At 56.4% G+C, this 16,375-nt stretch carries 15 protein-coding genes; 9 read left to right on the plus strand and 6 right to left on the minus strand.

What is annotated here, in order from left to right:
- Positions 1–414 precede the first annotated feature (414 nt).
- Positions 415–1,719 carry a tyrosine--tRNA ligase gene (gene tyrS / locus EYC82_RS17610; protein ID WP_279250949.1) on the minus strand — a complete coding sequence of 435 codons (1,305 nt, stop codon included), beginning with the start codon at positions 1,717–1,719 and terminating at the stop codon, positions 415–417.
- A gap of 258 nt (positions 1,720–1,977) precedes the next feature.
- Between tyrS and EYC82_RS17615 the strand changes: the two genes are divergently transcribed.
- Both EYC82_RS17615 and EYC82_RS17620 read left to right on the plus strand, forming a co-directional pair.
- A complete protein-coding gene (locus tag EYC82_RS17615; RefSeq protein ID WP_279250950.1) occupies positions 1,978–3,363 on the plus strand; it encodes a peptidoglycan DD-metalloendopeptidase family protein in 1,386 nt (461 codons plus the stop codon).
- 14 nt (positions 3,364–3,377) lie between these two features.
- A complete protein-coding gene (locus EYC82_RS17620; protein WP_279250951.1) occupies positions 3,378–4,517 on the plus strand; it encodes an anhydro-N-acetylmuramic acid kinase in 1,140 nt (379 codons plus the stop codon).
- Between the two features lie 192 nt (positions 4,518–4,709).
- Here the strand turns inward: EYC82_RS17620 and erpA are convergent, their stop codons facing one another.
- From erpA to argC, 4 genes are all read right to left on the minus strand, one after another.
- Complete coding sequence (erpA, locus tag EYC82_RS17625) at positions 4,710–5,063, minus strand: iron-sulfur cluster insertion protein ErpA (RefSeq protein WP_279250952.1); 354 nt, start codon at positions 5,061–5,063, stop codon at positions 4,710–4,712.
- Between the two features lie 71 nt (positions 5,064–5,134).
- On the minus strand, positions 5,135–5,578 hold the full coding sequence (locus tag EYC82_RS17630; RefSeq protein WP_279250953.1) for a bactofilin family protein: 444 nt from the start codon (positions 5,576–5,578) through the stop codon (positions 5,135–5,137).
- A complete protein-coding gene (locus tag EYC82_RS17635; RefSeq protein WP_279250954.1) occupies positions 5,565–6,296 on the minus strand; it encodes a DUF6776 family protein in 732 nt (243 codons plus the stop codon). The genes EYC82_RS17630 and EYC82_RS17635 overlap by 14 nt, the downstream gene beginning before the upstream one ends.
- 12 nt (positions 6,297–6,308) lie before the next feature.
- Positions 6,309–7,340 (minus strand): N-acetyl-gamma-glutamyl-phosphate reductase, encoded by a 1,032-nt coding sequence (gene argC, locus EYC82_RS17640; protein WP_279250955.1) that lies wholly within the window; start codon positions 7,338–7,340, stop codon positions 6,309–6,311.
- 148 nt (positions 7,341–7,488) lie between these two features.
- Between argC and EYC82_RS17645 the strand changes: the two genes are divergently transcribed.
- The 6 genes from EYC82_RS17645 (at position 7,489) to EYC82_RS17670 (ending at position 13,966) form a co-directional block, all read left to right on the plus strand.
- A complete protein-coding gene (locus EYC82_RS17645; RefSeq protein ID WP_279250956.1) occupies positions 7,489–9,219 on the plus strand; it encodes a chloride channel protein in 1,731 nt (576 codons plus the stop codon).
- A 32-nt stretch (positions 9,220–9,251) separates the two neighbouring features.
- Positions 9,252–9,671 (plus strand): CopD family protein, encoded by a 420-nt coding sequence (locus EYC82_RS17650; protein WP_279250957.1) that lies wholly within the window; start codon positions 9,252–9,254, stop codon positions 9,669–9,671.
- A 93-nt stretch (positions 9,672–9,764) separates the two neighbouring features.
- Positions 9,765–11,045, plus strand: coding sequence for a glutamate-1-semialdehyde 2,1-aminomutase (hemL, locus tag EYC82_RS17655; protein ID WP_279250958.1), 1,281 nt, complete (start codon positions 9,765–9,767; stop codon positions 11,043–11,045).
- A gap of 14 nt (positions 11,046–11,059) precedes the next feature.
- Complete coding sequence (hemB, locus tag EYC82_RS17660; RefSeq protein WP_279250959.1) at positions 11,060–12,067, plus strand: porphobilinogen synthase; 1,008 nt, start codon at positions 11,060–11,062, stop codon at positions 12,065–12,067.
- A gap of 8 nt (positions 12,068–12,075) precedes the next feature.
- The gene (locus EYC82_RS17665) at positions 12,076–12,681 is read left to right on the plus strand and encodes a delta-aminolevulinic acid dehydratase (RefSeq protein ID WP_279250960.1); all 606 of its coding nucleotides are present in this window, start codon (positions 12,076–12,078) and stop codon (positions 12,679–12,681) included.
- Positions 12,682–12,769: 88 nt separating this feature from the next.
- Positions 12,770–13,966 (plus strand): diguanylate cyclase domain-containing protein, encoded by a 1,197-nt coding sequence (locus EYC82_RS17670; protein ID WP_279250961.1) that lies wholly within the window; start codon positions 12,770–12,772, stop codon positions 13,964–13,966.
- Positions 13,967–13,971: 5 nt separating this feature from the next.
- Here EYC82_RS17670 and EYC82_RS17675 read toward each other — a convergent pair whose 3' ends face one another.
- Complete coding sequence (locus EYC82_RS17675) at positions 13,972–14,586, minus strand: NUDIX hydrolase (RefSeq protein ID WP_279250962.1); 615 nt, start codon at positions 14,584–14,586, stop codon at positions 13,972–13,974.
- Positions 14,587–14,727: 141 nt separating this feature from the next.
- Between EYC82_RS17675 and EYC82_RS17680 the strand changes: the two genes are divergently transcribed.
- Entirely contained in the window at positions 14,728–16,215 is a 1,488-nt protein-coding gene (locus tag EYC82_RS17680; RefSeq protein ID WP_279250963.1) for an ATP-binding cassette domain-containing protein, read from the plus strand.
- Positions 16,216–16,375 lie beyond the last annotated feature (160 nt).

The following is a 16,375-nucleotide window of genomic DNA, read 5'->3' on the forward strand; positions in this document are numbered from 1 at the left end:
CAAGGGCTCAGATACAATTTCGAAATCAATGTTCAAAAGAATCAATGAGTCACTTGTTGTATCTGAATGGTCGTGACAACCATCCCAACAAGTGCCCACACATCTGTCTTCATCAAGTTTTTAAACAACGTCTGCTACCGCTCGGGCGCAGATAACTACTGAGGACCTGCCTCAGCAAGGAGGCGTATTATACCCATCACCGTTTTTCAGGCAACAAAAAGTTTATCTATCTGACAAGGTTATTTTGGCAGCATCGGAAAACCGCGTGGACTATCTTTAACCAACTGAAAAATCACGCTTTTCCCGGCGACACCGGGCAGGGCGCGTCAACCGAAACAGTCCTGCCCGCAGCCCCGGGTGCCTCGATGGACTTCGCGCCACACGGGACCGGGCCCTATGACGGTGCGACAGCGCTCAATGCTCCCCGCTGATTTCGAAAAGGTGGTACTTCTTTTTTCCCAACTTGACCAGATAAAATCGACCATGAATCGCTTCACCCGGCAGAAAACACCCGGCCGGATCGCCGTTGTCTTCCATTTTCAGCGCGCGATCATTGACCTTCACCGCGCCGCGGCTCAAGGCGTCTTTCACCTGTTTACCCGACCCGGCCATGCCCACATCCGTCAACAACTGGATCAGAGTCTCGGGGAAGTCCTCCACTCCCAAAGAACTGGCGGGAAGACCATCCTGGCGCAACTGCTGCATATCACTCTCGGAAAGATCCACCAGCGAACCACTGAACAGGGCCTCGGTTATCCGCTTGGCCGCATCGAGCCCGTCTCGCCCGTGTACCAGCTTCGTCACTTCAGCGGCCAGTATCGATTGGGCCTCGGGGCGTCCGTCACGCTCTGCGTCCACTTGCTCTATCGCGTCAATGTCAGCCACGGAGCGGAACGTAAAGTACTTTAGAAAACGATAGACATCTGCATCAGCCGTTCCCAGCCAAAACTGATAGAAGGCATAAGGAGAGGTACGTACAGGGTCGAGCCAGACAGTTCCAGATTCTGTCTTGCCGAACTTGGTGCCATCTGACTTCGTAATCAGGGGCATCGTGATTCCGAACACCTGCTCGCTTTCCTGCCGTCGAGTCAGGTCGATACCGCCAGTAATATTGCCCCACTGATCCGAACCGCCGATTTGCAGGCCACAGCCGAAGCGTCGATTGAGCTCTGCAAAGTCATAAGACTGCAATATCATATAGGCGAATTCGGTGAAGCTAATACCCTCACCCTCCCGCTCTATACGCTGCTTGACCGACTCTTTCTGGATCATTGCATTAATAGAAAAATGCTTGCCTACATCGCGCAGGAACGACAGCACATCGAGCCCCTCAGTCCAGTCCAGGTTATTTACCACCTTGGCGGATAGCTCCCCCGCATCAAAATCGAGAAAGCGCGCTACCTGAACCTCGAGCTTATTTACCCAGCCCGATACCACGTTAGGTGTATTAAGCTGTCTCTCCTGAGCTTTGAAGCTCGGGTCGCCGATCAGGCCTGTGGCCCCGCCGACCAGTGCCAGGGGCTTGTGACCCGCCAACTGAAAACGACGCAGCATTAACAGCGGGACAAGTGAACCGATGTGCAAGCTATCCGCAGTTGGATCGAAGCCGCAATACAACGTGCGGGCAGCACCCTCCAGCCATTCGTCGATATCGTCTTCACCGGCTATCTGAAAAATTAGCCCGCGGTCGCGGAGTTCCTGCAACAGGGCACTGCTCATGGGGCAAATGTCCTTGAATTATTACGTGCGCAAAAGGGGCGCCAACCATACAACACCCCCCTCCAAAAGCAAGCCCCGCACGTGTCCCGCCTCCAAGCCTTTACAGCGGCGATCATTACCGGGCGCCGCTCGACTGCGTGACAACGCGCCCTCGCTGCCCGGCGCAAGTAGGCAGGCTGATTGTGTGCGCTTCTTCCTTGAAATATCACTGCTATTTAATATACTAGCGCACTAATAACAACAAGTTACCTAGGGGCCATGTCAGGAGCTAATCAACCACGGGGAACATCGAATCTCCTCGACCCGCGCTTGCGCTTCGCTCGCGTGCCACTACTCGCTACCCTCGCGTTTGGCCTTGTATTTGCCATCGTCTATCTCGATAACAGTACCCGACACGACTATGATCAGCAGTGGAAGCGCCTCGACAGTGGCCTGACCCACTTTGACCCGGGACTCACCGAGCGGGTAAACGACGCCGAGGCGTCAAGCAACACTCCCGTAGCAACAGCTACACCCCCTTGGTTTGAGCAGGAGGTAAGCCGCGGCGATACCCTATCGATCATCTTCAAACGCGCGGGTTACGATGAGCGCGACGTGCACACTATCGTTAACGAAGCTGAGAATGGACGCTCTCTAGCCAAAATATTCCCTGGCGAGACGATTGCTTTTCAGTCCGACAGCTCTGGTACCCTGACCGGTGTGAAACACATAGTTTCACCGCTGGAAGCAGTCACCTACCGATTGACAGACTCCGGCTTTGAACGCCAGGTCGAAACCCGCTCTCCGGATGCACGACAGGCATGGATCAGTGGAGTCATCCGCTCTTCCCTGTTTAATGCGGGCCAGGAAGCCGGTGTGTCCCAGGGTATGATCATGAATATGGCAACTATCTTCGGCGGCGTAGTAGATTTCGCCCTGGACCCCCGCCGAGGGGACACCATGCAGCTGCTCTATGAGGAGCTGTTCCTGGACGGCAAAAAAATCAGGGACGGTGATATTATCGCCGCCTCATTCACCAATCAGGGTGAGACATTCAACGCCTTTCGCTATACCGACACCCGTGGAGAGACCAACTACTACAACGAGGAGGGCTTCAGTATGCGTAAGGCCTTTCTCATGGCACCTCTGGATTTCACCCGCATAAGCTCCAACTTTAACCTGCGACGCCTGCACCCAATTTACAAAACAACACGACCCCACAGAGGCACAGACTACGCCGCCCCCACCGGAACGCCTGTGTACGCGTCCGGAGATGGCAGAGTCGTAAAATCAGGCTATACCAAAGCCAACGGTAATTACGTGTTTATTCGCCATGGAGACCGCTACGTCACCCGCTATCTGCACCTTCACAAACGCGCTGTGAGCGCAGGCCGGCGTGTTACTCAAGGGCAAATCATTGGAACCGTTGGCGCAACAGGGACTGCAACCGGCCCCCACCTGCATTACGAGTTCCTCGTAAACGGCGTGCATCGCAACCCGCGCAGCGTTGTAAAACAACTTCCCAAGGCGAAGCAGTTACCGCGTGATGAGATGGAGAATTTCCAACTGACGGTCAATCGAGCGAGCAAACAACTCATCAAACTGCGCTCAGGCAACTCGGTCGCGATGAGCGCGCCCGCTGACGCCAACCTCTCCGCCAACTGATTTTGAAGACAGCAATGCCTCTTTATGTCGGGCTTATGTCCGGCACCAGCGTGGATGCTATCGACTGCGCATTGGTGTCCTGCCAGGGCTGTGAAGCGGAGGTGCTGACCACCTACGAATACCCCATTCCACAGCGCCTGAAGAACGAGATAGCGGCGCTCAGCCAGCCCGGAGCAAATGAGATCGAGCGGATGGGTGTGCTCGACCGAGAACTCGGCGCCCTGTTCGCCAGTGCCGCCCTGTCGCTGCTGAAAAATGCCCACGTTGACCCAGGTGAAGTAGCCGCCATAGGAACTCACGGACAAACAATCCGCCACAGACCTGCGTCTGTCACCGAGAACACACAGCCAGGATTTACCCTGCAAATAGGGGACCCCAATACGATTGCAGAGACAACCGGCATCACCACGGTAGCTGATTTTCGCCGCAGGGATGTTGCCGCTGGCGGCGAGGGCGCTCCGCTGGCACCGGCATTTCATGCGGCGACCCTGTCAGCAGAGGGCGTGAACCGCGCCATTGTCAATATCGGAGGGATTGCCAATGTCACCTTATTGGAGGGCAGTGAGTTGCTCGCAGGGTTTGATACCGGGCCGGGCAATACACTGCTGGACCACTGGATTCAGGAGAATCGGGGGGAAGAATGCGACCGGGGGGGCCGGTGGTCCGCTGCCGGTAACATTGACGAGCAGCTCCTCAAGCGCTTGCTAAATCACCCATTCTTTACCCTTACGGGCCCCCGCAGCACGGGCAAGGAAGCTTTTAACCTGCCCTGGTTGAAAAAGCTGTTGGTGCAGTCCACTGCGATAACACCGGGAGACGTACAGACTACGCTGGTGGAATTTACAGCAAAAAGTATCGCGCTCGCGATAAAACACCACGCCCTCTTACCCACTGAGATCTTTGTCTGCGGAGGGGGCGCGCACAACACGCATTTAATGCAGCGCCTTGCGGTGCATGCGGAACCGGCAAGGCTGGACACTACCGCGGCCCTCGGCCTGGACCCGGACTGGGTGGAGGCCGCTGCCTTTGCCTGGCTGGCTTGTCAAACACTTACTAGCAGTGCCGGTAATGCCCCGGTGGTAACAGGCGCTGCAGGCGAGCGGATACTCGGTGGCATTTACCCGGGCGGCGAGCCCACTCGGGGTGCCAGCTAGACCTGCAGGCACTGTTTATGGCGTTACCGCGCACCGCTCTGCCACCGCCTCACACCGGAACTACGCAGCGGGCTCAGCAATGGGAGCAAGCGCCATATTGACGGCCAGAGTCTTAACAGGCTTTGACGGCGACCTGCACTGCACGTCACCGCCATGCAGTGGCGCGTGTCGCAGTCGCCCTCATGGAGGTCTCTAGATAGAAAAGGATGAACCGCAACCACAGGTCGCGGTGGCATTGGGATTTTCGACGACGAAGCGGGACCCCTCGAGGCCCTCGGTATAATCAACGACTGACCCGACAAGGTACTGCAGGCTCATCGGATCCACCAGTAAAGTGACACCCTCGCTTTGCAACGCGGTATCGTCATCAGCAACCAGTTCATCGAACGTAAAACCGTACTGAAACCCGGAACAGCCGCCGCCGGTAATGAAAACACGGAGTTTCAGCTCGTCGTTCTCTTCTTCAGCGACAAGCTCCTGCACCTTGTGCACGGCACGTTCAGACAGGTTTATGCCCGACGGATCGAATGTTTCAGCAGCTGACATCAGTATTTTCCCGACGGCCTGTTGGCCCGTGTTGACGGTTTTGACACCGTATTATCGTAAATCCGACCAAATCAGTCAACTATAGCGACCTGCCCGTCGTTTTCACCGCCAGTCTGCGCAGGCTTGTGCTCAGAGGGGCTGCAATCCTCGCCGCTATCCGTCATATGCGTCAAGCTGCCGTTGACCTCCGCTCCCGCCGCCATTTCGACCAGATGGTAATATACGTTGCCATCCACGCGACTCCTGGGGGCCAGGTCCAACTGCTTCGACGCATAGACGCTGCCCTTTACCTCGCCATTGATGACCACGCTGGGCACACGAATTTCACCCTCCACCCGTCCTTTGCCGATAATCCTGAGCAGGGCCTCCTTATCGGGATGGGCGACGATATTTCCCTGGACCAGACCCTCGACGTCCAGATTACCACTGAACCGCAGGTCGCCCACGACCACCGTGTCACTTGAAATAAGCGTGGTAGCACCTGCAACGGCGATGTTTTTCTTACTGCCCCACATTGATAAATCGCTCCTGCAATGCCCACGGGTACACCTCGCTCACTTCGGTCTTACGAGGCTTATCGATACTAACTGACACAATGATTTCACTGGGCTTGAAGCCTGCGGGCAGCAACAACTCTCCCTCGACGGCCTGAAAATACCGAAACTGCAGCGCGGCAGACGCATCGGGAAAATCTTCTGACAATTGCGCCAGAGTGTAATCTACCTGCTCAGCCGCCTGCTGCCCGCGAATCTGCACAGAGAGCGAGCCAGTTAACAGGTCGTACTCTCTCTCCCGCTGTTGCACGAAGAACCGGTATGCAATTCTCCCATCGCCAACAGGGACCAATTCTGGCTTGCGCAACTGCAGCCCCTTGGCGCCGTCAGAGCCCATCAGGCTGCGATAGAAACTCAAACTTTCCTCGATCTTCGCGGTGCGCTCCCTTTCTGCCGCCATTTCCGCACGCAGCATTTCCAAAGCCTGCTTATCGACTTCACGCTGCGTACGCAGCACCTCGAGTTCATCGAGGGCCACATCCAGAGAGTCGCGCGTCTCAGTCAGGCGGACCTGAACAGAGGCCAATGCCGCCGGGCTTACTCGAACGCCCCGCTCGGCGCTGTAGCGTCCAAGCGCAATGCCCGCCAAGGTCGCCGCGACAAAAAGCAGTAGTAATACAATGAGATTAAGCGCACCGGCCTGTCGGATCGGCACTAATCGGGAGCGGGGTTTGCCCATTACTCTATTACCTCAGGGCAGCAGCCCAACCTGCCGCAGGCCCGCGGACTCATCCAGGCCAAACATGATGTTCATCGCCTGCAGAGCCTGTCCGGATGCGCCCTTTACCAGATTGTCTATCACACTGAGCACGACGACCGTATCCCTGTCCTGGGGCACCACTACTGCTAGCTGACACCGATTCGCTCCCTTGACGGTGCGGGTTTGGGGCAGCACGCCTGCCGGCAACACATCCACGAAGGGAGCATCGCCATAGTAGTCCTCGAACACGGCTTGGAGATCCGCCCCCCTGTCCCGCAGTCGCCCGAACAGAGTGGACTGGATACCACGAACGATAGGCAGCAGATGGGGTACAAATGTTATCTGGGCGCGCTCCCCGGCGATATCCGTGAGCCCCTGCTCTATTTCCGGCAGGTGCCGGTGTCCCTTGACACTGTAAGCCTTAAAGCTGTCTGACGCTTCACTGAGAAGATTGTCGATCTTTGCCTGCCTGCCGGCACCGCTTACCCCTGAAGCAGAACTTGCTATCAAGTGAGAAGGATCAATCAGCCCCTTTGCAAGAAGCGGCATGAAACCTAACTGCACAGACGTGGGATAACATCCTGGGCATGCCACCAGCTGGGCCGTGACCATTTTTTCTCTGTTGTATTCCGGTAAACCGTAAACGGCCGCTTCAAGAAGCTCCGGACTGGCATGCGTCGCACCGTACCAAGTGGACCAGAGATCGGCATCACGAATCCGATAGTCTGCAGACAAGTCAATCACACGGCTGCCGGTTGCGAGAATCTCCGGCACCATATTCATGGCCACGTTATGCGGGGTGGCGAAGAACACCACGTCACACGCGGCAAGCGCCCGCGCATCCGGCTCAGTGAAAGTGAGGTCATACAGCCCGCGCAGATTGGGAAAGAGGTCGTCCACCCGGCGGCCCGCCTCAGCACGGGACGTTAGCACGGTCACCGCCGCACCCTCATGAGACGCCAGCAGACGTAACAGCTCTACACCGGTATACCCGGTACCCCCAACAATACCAACACTAAGCATCGCTATTACCCAAGACTGAACCTACTTTTGGCCAGCGCCGGCCTCGATGCCACAAAAACAACGCCGGCGCATAAAGCCGCGTAGTATAAAAGTATTAGCACGCAAGATAACTGTTAATATTGTCTTTTTGGCACCATTGGAACCCGCCTTGCGCCTACTCCTCTCCCATTACCGGCGACAACTGGTTAACTATGAATCAGTACTGGCCTACTCCTTACTGGGCATTCTGGGCGGGCTGGCCTCAGGTCTGGTGGTGCTTGCATTTGAGTTATCCATTGACGAGCTGGGCAGCCTCTGGGGGATCGGATCGTCGGGTGGAGATTTCGAGAGCTTGCCGCGCTGGTTGCATTTCGCCCTGCCCGTGGGTGGTGCAGTTCTGCTGGGCTGTGTCTATGCCACACTGAAGCCACGGGACCGCGAGACAGGTATTGTGCACATCTTGAGCCGTATGCATTCCCACTACAGTATTCTGCCCTGGCGCAACACCTGTCTACAGTTTATCGCTGGCACCTTCGCTCTGGCGACAGGTCAGTCCGGCGGGAGAGAAGGGCCAGGGGTACACCTGGGTGGCGCCGTAAATAGTCTGCTGGGGCAGTGGCTACGACTGCCGAACAACAGCTTACGTATGTTGATCGCCTGCGGTACTGCGGGAGGTATTTCTGCCGCTTTCCAGACACCGCTCGCCGGGGTCTTGTTCACTCTGGAAGTCATCCTGGGCGAATACACGGTTGTCAGTTTTATCCCGGTGATGCTGGCGGCTGTTGCCGCCTCCACGATCAGCCACGCGCTGTCACCTGGCGATTCCCTTTTCCAACTGCCGGCACTGCAGCTCAATTCACTGCTGGAGCTTCCGCTCATTGTGTTCCTTGGTCTTTGTTGTGGCACGGCCGCAGCGATGTTTATCCGCATCAGCAAAGTCGCTGCACAGTTTCCAAATCGGTCGGTCATACTGCGCTTCTCCATGGCCGGCATGCTCACCGGTTTGCTCGCACTGCTGGTGCCGGAAGTTCTCGGCATGGGCAACGACACACTCTCATTGGCACTCCATGGGAAGCTGGCCCTTTCGAGCCTGATACTGATCGCCCTTTGCAAACTCCTCACCACTGCGGTCAGTTGCGGCGTCGGCATGCCCGTAGGCCTTATAGGGCCCAACCTATTAATCGGTGCCTGCATCGGCGGCGTCCTGAGCTTATCGGGGATGGCCTTGAACCCGCAGTGGGTTTCAGATCCAACCCTGTATGTCGTTATCGGCATGGGCGCAGCGATGGGCGCGGTGCTCAATGCACCCCTCGCGGCGGTTCTGGCGATTATCGAAATGACCCAATCGCTGAGCATCAGCGTGGCGGCAATGCTGGCCATTGTGACGGCCACCCTGACCAATAGCAGCCTGTTCAAGCAGCGCTCTGCACACCAGACGGCACTGCATCAGTTAAAGCGCAGAGCACCGCAAGACCCTCTCAACCAGTTGTTGCACCGCACCAGTGTCAGTACGACCATGGACACGCGCGTCGTCCGAGTGCCAGCGACGTTCCCCCAGGATGACCTTGCAACACTGATCGATGCTACCCCGGTATGGTGCCTGATACACTTGGCAGACGATGACCTTTACCTCGTGGACGGCACTGACCTGATGCAGTGGCTAAAAACTGTTGAATTCGAAGACGGACTCACGGATCTGACCAACGCCAGCCTGCGGCGCTGGACGATCTCGTCAATACCCCTGCAAGCAACGCTTCGTCAGGCCATGGATATAATGCAGGAGGAAACCAGCGAGGCTGCCTGCATTATCGAATACAGTCACAACACTGGCAAACCTTTACTGCACGGGGTAATCACGCGCGAAGATATCGAAAAATACACGCTCGGCAGCATGCTCTGATAATGGTATGTACCGACTTTTGAGGACTTAGTATGTTGTGGTTGAAAGCCTTCCATATCATCTTCGTAGTTTGCTGGTTCGCAGGACTATTCTATCTGCCGCGTATACTGGTCTATCACGCTGCCAGCGATAGTGAGACAGTTCGAGAGCAATTGGCGGTCATGGCACGTCGACTGTATCGATTTGTCACGCCATTCATGTACATCACGCTCGCGCTCGGACTAGTGCTGATCGCACATAATTACGAGTACTACCTCAGCTCCGCGTGGATGTATCTGAAGCTCGCAGGCGTCGCCTTTCTGGTTTTTTACCATATACTGTGCGGCCGCTATGTGAGGGCTGCAGTCGAAAATCGCCTGCCCCACGGTCACATTTTTTTCCGCTTTTTTAACGAGATACCGGTTTTGTTTCTCTTCGCCATAGTGATACTGGTTGTACTCAAGCCCTTCTAGACGACTGGATATTGAACGTGAGAGCACTGATAATTCGATCCTCATACTGATCAGCAACCCCTGGCTAAAATCTACAATCAGGACCAGACTTCAATGAAATCATCAAAACAATTATTTGAACGGGCCATGGTGTCCATCCCCGGCGGGGTAAATTCTCCAGTGCGCGCATTCAAGGCGGTCGGGGGTACACCTGTTTTCATCGAACGCAGTGAAGGCGCTTATATCTACGACTGCGAAGGCAAACGCTATACCGATTATGTTTTGTCCTGGGGTCCAATGCTCATGGGACACAATCACCCCACCGTGCGCGAGGCAGTGCAACGCCAATGCGAAAAGGGCCTCAGCTTCGGCGCGCCCACGGAACTGGAGATAGAGCTGGCGGAGCGAATTTGTAATGCGCTTCCGGGTATGGATCTGGTGCGTATGGTCAACTCCGGTACAGAAGCCACCATGAGCGCAATCCGCCTCGCACGTGGTTATACCGCACGCGATACCATCGTAAAGTTTGAGGGTTGCTATCACGGGCACTCTGACTCCCTGCTTGTCAAAGCGGGCTCCGGCGCACTGACACTGGGTGTGCCAAGCTCCCCCGGCGTCCCCGCAGCGCTGGCTGATCACACCATGACACTCACCTATAACGATATCGAAGGTGTGCGCCAGGCGTTCGCCGAACACGGCGACGAGATCGCCTGTGTCATCGTGGAGCCCGTCACGGGTAATATGAACTGCATCCCGCCTGCTCCGGGATTCCTTGAGGCTCTGCGCGAGGAGTGCACCCGGGGCGGTGCGCTGCTAATACTGGACGAGGTCATGACAGGCTTCCGCTTTGGACTTCATGGGGCACAGGGTTTTTACGGCATAGAACCGGACCTCACCACGCTTGGGAAGGTGATCGGCGGCGGCATGCCCGTGGGGGCGTTCGGGGGTAAACGCGACATCATGGAGCAAATTGCACCGCTGGGCCCTGTCTACCAGGCAGGTACCTTGTCAGGCAATCCCATCGCAATGACTGCAGGGCTCGCAACGCTGGATATTATTTCGCAAGAGGGCTTCTACGAGCCTGTTTTCAAGCGCACCAGTGAACTCACCGAAGGCCTGCAGAGTGCAGCAGACAGCGCAGGTGTGCCCTTCACCACTAACCACGCCGGCACCATGTTCGGCGGCTTCTTCACCGATGCCGAGTCTGTGACAAACTACGAACAGGTTATGGCATGCGATACGGAGGCCTTCAACCGGTTTTTCCACGTCATGCTCAATAACGGTGTATACCTGGCTCCGGCGGCTTACGAAGCGGGCTTTCTCTCCGCCGCGCACTCGGATGCAGATATTGCCGAAACAGTGGCAGCAGCACATACTGCTTTTGCAAGCCTATGATCGAGGAGTAGCCCATGGCTTTCACGACACAACGCGGCGAGTTCCCCCGGACACGTATGCGGCGACTGCGCGCAAACGAGTTCTCTCGTCAGCTCGTCCGCGGGAGCCTGCTCAGCCCGGCCGATTTTATATTCCCGGTTTTCATACTCGAGGGCAGCGGTCAGCGTGAGGCCATCAGTTCGATGCCCGGAATAGAGCGTCTGAGCATCGATTTACTGGTCGCCCAGGCCCGGGAAATCAGGCAAATGGGGATACCCGCGATCGCCCTGTTCCCGGTGGTGGGCTCTGATCAAAAAAGCCTGCGTGCAGACGAGGCTTTCAATCCGGATGGCCTTGTACAACGCGCGGTGCGCGCCCTGAAAGAGGCGGTACCAGAACTGGGACTGATCACCGACGTTGCGCTGGACCCGTTCACGACGCATGGACAGGACGGCATCATTGACGACAACGGCTATGTAATGAATGACATCACCAGTGAAGTACTCGTGAAGCAGGCGCTGTCGCACGCAGCGGCAGGTGCAGACGTGGTAGCACCCTCGGACATGATGGACGGCCGGGTGGGCGCCATTCGACTGGAGCTGGAAAGCGCAGGCCTCCACACTACATCGATCATGGCGTACTCTGCCAAGTATGCGTCCGCCTACTATGGTCCGTTCCGGGATGCCGTTGGTTCGGCGGGAAACCTCAAGGGCGGCAACAAGTTCAGCTACCAGATGGACCCCGCCAATAGTGATGAGGCGCTGCACGAGTGTGCACTGGACCTCGCGGAGGGCGCGGACATGATCATGGTCAAACCCGGCATGCCCTACCTTGATATTGTCAGGCGGGTAAAAGAAGAGTTGAAGGTTCCGACGTTTGCGTATCAGGTAAGCGGAGAATACGCCATGCACGTCGCGGCCTTTGAGCAAGGCTGGCTGCCCCGCGAGCCTGTCATCCTCGAGTCATTACTGTCTTTTAAACGGGCCGGCTGTGATGGAATATTGACGTATTTTGCCCTCGATGCTGCCAGGGCGCTGCAGTAAACCGGGCTGTGCGTCTTTTACTCGCAATCTTCATCCTGTTGCTGTGCGCACAGCAAAGCCACGCCGAGTGCGATTGCCTGTGGCGGGGTTCTTTCAGCGAGGTGCAGGCCGCTACAGATTTAGTGGTCAGCGGCCGCGTCGTCGCTGCCGCAGGTAACTCAATTGACCTGCGCATTTCACGGTTACTGCGCGGCGAGGCGCACCATGAGACGATTCGCGTGTGGCTCAAAACGGCGGACTACTGCCGACCCGAACCCACATTGTTCCCACTGGAAAGCGACTGGGTCATGGCATTGAACCGCATAACGGAGGCAATACCGGGAGGATTCAACCCTGGCACACCCAATGTAAGCTACGGTCGCGTGGGGGACTACAGTCTCTCCAGTTGCGGCGGCTACTGGTTGCGCAGCCGGGGAGATCGAGTCACGGGCAATCTTGTAGACGGGCCCCGCTGGGACTACGAGCCTCCCATGACGCCGGTTTTGCTTGACCTGGTTGCCGACTATGTTCGGGGCGATCTCGGCCGCGCTTCGCTTCAGCGAGCCAGCGCAATCGACCCAAAGCTGCGGGAATTGATGCTCGATACGCGCTCGTTTATAAAAAACGAGAAGTAATACCACACGCCGCAGCAAACCATTTTCGGACAACCGCCCTCTAGCTGCGTTATAACATCAACAGGAAAACCATAACGAGAATAAGATTATGTTTCCATTGCTCGTTCAGCTTCGTAAGGCGCGCACCGGGTGGTTTTACCTGTGTACCGGGCGTTCGGTCTATGACGGAGCTGATGAGGAACACCACCGGCAGCGCATTCTGGTCATGACCAGCGCCTTCCTGCTGTTACTGGTTCTTCTTTTCACCGCGCTCGTTCCCCTGTTTATCCCTCTGAGCGCCCAAGGGAAAATCGCCGCGAATGGTCTTTTTATCGCCACGATAGGCGGCGTGTTGTCGAGCATGATGCTACTGCGCTTGCGTGGCGACCGCATTGCTGCGCTGAACATCATGCTGCTGGTTTATGGTGGCGCTTTTGCCCTCGCCTGCCTGGTTTTAGGCGGAACAAGCTCACCCACCTTTCCTATGCTGCTGCTGATCCCCGCCATGGCCGGCATTGTCGGGAGCGTTCCACTCTGCTTGGCCTGGAGTAGTCTGGTACTTGCTTTCTGGATCGGCATGTTCCAGGCGGAACGCCATGGTATACAGCCACTGCAAATCATCGATGCGCACAACTACTCGCTGGCGATGTTGCTGGCCTACGCTGCCATGTCGCTATCCATTGTCAGCATCATTCTGATTTACGCCGAGATGAACAAGGCGCTGCGCAAGGACCTGCAGGCGACCAATGCCGAGTTGGAACACCTGTCATCACATGACCAATTGACCCGCTTGCCCAACCGCCGTTTCTACGACGAACGTGTGGGTTATGCCTTACACCGCGCGGTAGACAACAACAACCTGGTCGGCATCATGCTACTTGATCTCAATGGCTTTAAAAAAATCAATGACTCTCACGGCCACGGAGCGGGCGACAAATTGCTGGTCACAGTGGCGCAGCGCCTGCAAGGCAGCCTGCGAGAAACAGATCTTGTCGCCCGCCTCGGTGGGGACGAATTCGTCGTCGTACTGGAAGACTTGCAGTCCACCGAGGAAATTACCCGCATCGCGCACAAAGTATCCCATGCGATTGAGCAGCCCTTGCATGTACGGCAGCAAGTATTGACGTTCAGCGTCAGCATCGGCGTATCGATATTCCCGCTGGACGGACGACAAAAACAGGAACTGGAAGAAAAAGCAGACCGGGCAATGTACCTGGCAAAAAAACGGGGCATTCCTATTGCACTGTCCAGCCTCGAGCCATCCGACGTACCGACACCCGCCCGGGCACCCACTACACGTCTCTAATCCGCTTATCGTCTCAAGCGCACCCGCCAGCGCGAGCGATCGAGTCGTCTGTTTCCTGCAATATCAAGCAGCTCTCCCAGCATCATAAGAGATAACCCCCAGATACATCGCCCTTGGTAGTTATAACAGGGGACGGGGATGTCAGCGCCCCTATATTGCCAGAGCATTTCCTCCAGGTTGTTTTCGTTCATCAAAAATGTGAATGGCACCCAGATCACCTCGTCCACCTCGTGATTGAGCGACAAAGCGGCCTCGCGCTCCAACCGAAATACAAACGGGCTTACCGCCATCCCAAGGGCCCCTCTGTGCGGTCTCGCATTGAGCTCCGACAGGCGACCAATGCACCGGTCACTCTCGCCGAGATGCAGACCAATCTCTTCGCCTGTTTCTCGCACTGCGACAGCGAATCCGTTGCGGTCCACTGCATCCATTCGCCCACCGGGGAAGGCCATGTGCCCTGACCAGGGATCACCCTCCCGCTCCGCTCGCTTGATCATCAGAATATGAGGTTCATCATCGTGAACTTGCAGTATCATGGCCACCGCGGAGCGCTTCATAAATTGCCGCAGCCACTTTTTTCCCGGACGATGACGACCGAGCCGTGTTTCGATTAATTGCAAGGGAGATACCGACAATGGGAGCTCTTCTACAGTTCTGGAGGACCTGGCTTCTCTTGTTTGCCGGACATAAGACATCACTACACCGTGATCTACAGACCGAACGGATGACAACCTAACACATGCATTTTGAGCGTGGAAATAATGACGAGTAAAAATCTGGGGCATGGCGACCTCCTCACGTTAGAGGATGTAAGCCTCGTATACCGTGCCCAACCCGCCCTCACGAGGGTCAACTGGACTCTTCAAAAAGGCCAGCAGTGGACCCTGCTGGGGCCTAACGGCGCCGGCAAGACCAGCCTGGCGCGGATCATATGCGACATGGAGGCGCATTTTTCTGGCTCGGTGCTCCGCGCCGCTGCTCTGGGAAAACAGGGCGTCGCCTATGTTTGCTTTGAGGAGGCCAAGGCCCTCTGCGACAGGGATCGCAAACTCGACGACTCGGAGTTCCGGCCTACAGCCAACGACCCAGGAACATCGGTTCGCGCATTAATACTCGCAGGAGCAGTCTCCGACAACCGTCTCGACGCCTGGGCAGAACGACTGCGCATGACACACTTCCTCGACCGAGGGCTACGCTACATTTCTACGGGTGAAATGCGCAAGGCGCTGCTGGTCAGCGCCATTTTGCATGACCCGGCCCTGCTGATACTGGACAGCCCATTGGATGGACTGGATCGCACAAGTCAGGCCGAGATGCGCCTCGTCATGGATGAGCTATTGCACTCGAGTATGCACCTGCTGGTTCTGTGTCGCCAGCTTGATGATATTCCAGAGGGGGCCTCCCATGTCCTGGTGCTGGACCAGGGGAAAGTCTTCGCACAGGGACCACGCCAGGAGGTGGTCGAGAGCGGTCCAGTTAGAGCGCTGATGTCTCCACCTGCGGGGTCATTCGAGGATTTGCCAAGTCCCGCGCCGCGTGCGTATTCCATCCCTGACAATGCGCCGCTGCTCGAATTGAGGGATGTCACTGTACGCTATGGCAACCTCACTGTTCTGGACCGAATTAACTGGACAATGGCACGGGACAACCATTGCTGCATAGCTGGGCCCAACGGCTGCGGAAAAACCACCTTGTTAAGCTTGATAACCGGCGCCAACCACAAGGCCTATGGTCAGGATATTACCCTGTTCGGCAGGAGGCGCGGCAGCGGCGAAAGCGTCTGGGAAATAAAGCAGAAATTCGGGCAGATTGACACTCAATTACAGCTGAACTTCGCCAGGACAATGCGAGTGGTGGAGGTGGTTGTCTCTGGCTTTTTTGATACCGTAGGCCTATACGATGAGTGGGGAGACAAGCAGCGCAAGCTGGCAATGGAGTGGCTGCGAGCACTCGGGTTGGAGCATTTTTCAGGCCAGGGTTTCGATACCTTGTCGTTCGGCTTGCAGCGCATGGTGCTGCTCGCCCGGGCCATGGTGAAATCACCGCTCATCCTGTTGCTGGACGAACCTACGCTCGGCCTGGACGGCCATCATCGCATGCTTATGTTGAGCGCTATTGATCATATTGCACAACACAGCGATACCAGCATCATTTTTGTCAGTCATTCCGTCGGGGAAACGCCAGCCTGTATTAATCAGTACCTGGTATTTTCGCCCCACGACTCAGGCTTCGATCTTGTTTGCCGCTGACACCTTTCGATAAATCAAGGGAAACACAGCGCTGGAGCGAAATAAGGTTAGACTTCATCACCACTAGATTGACAGTACGCCTAGTGCAGACACAAAAGGCGTGATAAATTCCACCTTTATATTGCGGCGATCCGCTACAAGCTAAAAAGCGGCGTTAAGA

Source organism: Candidatus Marimicrobium litorale, assembly GCF_026262645.1.
Classification (GTDB): Bacteria; Pseudomonadota; Gammaproteobacteria; order Pseudomonadales; family Halieaceae; genus Marimicrobium; species Marimicrobium litorale.

Coding starts and splice junctions, on each gene's coding strand:
- tyrS (WP_279250949.1), bottom strand. CDS start 1,719: ATGAGCAGTGCCCTGTTGCAGGAACTCCGCGACCGCGGGCTAATTTTT.
- EYC82_RS17615 (WP_279250950.1), top strand. CDS start 1,978: ATGTCAGGAGCTAATCAACCACGGGGAACATCGAATCTCCTCGACCCG.
- EYC82_RS17620 (WP_279250951.1), top strand. CDS start 3,378: ATGCCTCTTTATGTCGGGCTTATGTCCGGCACCAGCGTGGATGCTATC.
- erpA (WP_279250952.1), bottom strand. CDS start 5,063: ATGTCAGCTGCTGAAACATTCGATCCGTCGGGCATAAACCTGTCTGAA.
- EYC82_RS17630 (WP_279250953.1), bottom strand. CDS start 5,578: ATGTGGGGCAGTAAGAAAAACATCGCCGTTGCAGGTGCTACCACGCTT.
- EYC82_RS17635 (WP_279250954.1), bottom strand. CDS start 6,296: ATGGGCAAACCCCGCTCCCGATTAGTGCCGATCCGACAGGCCGGTGCG.
- argC (WP_279250955.1), bottom strand. CDS start 7,340: ATGCTTAGTGTTGGTATTGTTGGGGGTACCGGGTATACCGGTGTAGAG.
- EYC82_RS17650 (WP_279250957.1), top strand. CDS start 9,252: ATGTTGTGGTTGAAAGCCTTCCATATCATCTTCGTAGTTTGCTGGTTC.
- hemL (WP_279250958.1), top strand. CDS start 9,765: ATGAAATCATCAAAACAATTATTTGAACGGGCCATGGTGTCCATCCCC.
- hemB (WP_279250959.1), top strand. CDS start 11,060: ATGGCTTTCACGACACAACGCGGCGAGTTCCCCCGGACACGTATGCGG.
- EYC82_RS17670 (WP_279250961.1), top strand. CDS start 12,770: ATGTTTCCATTGCTCGTTCAGCTTCGTAAGGCGCGCACCGGGTGGTTT.
- EYC82_RS17680 (WP_279250963.1), top strand. CDS start 14,728: ATGACGAGTAAAAATCTGGGGCATGGCGACCTCCTCACGTTAGAGGAT.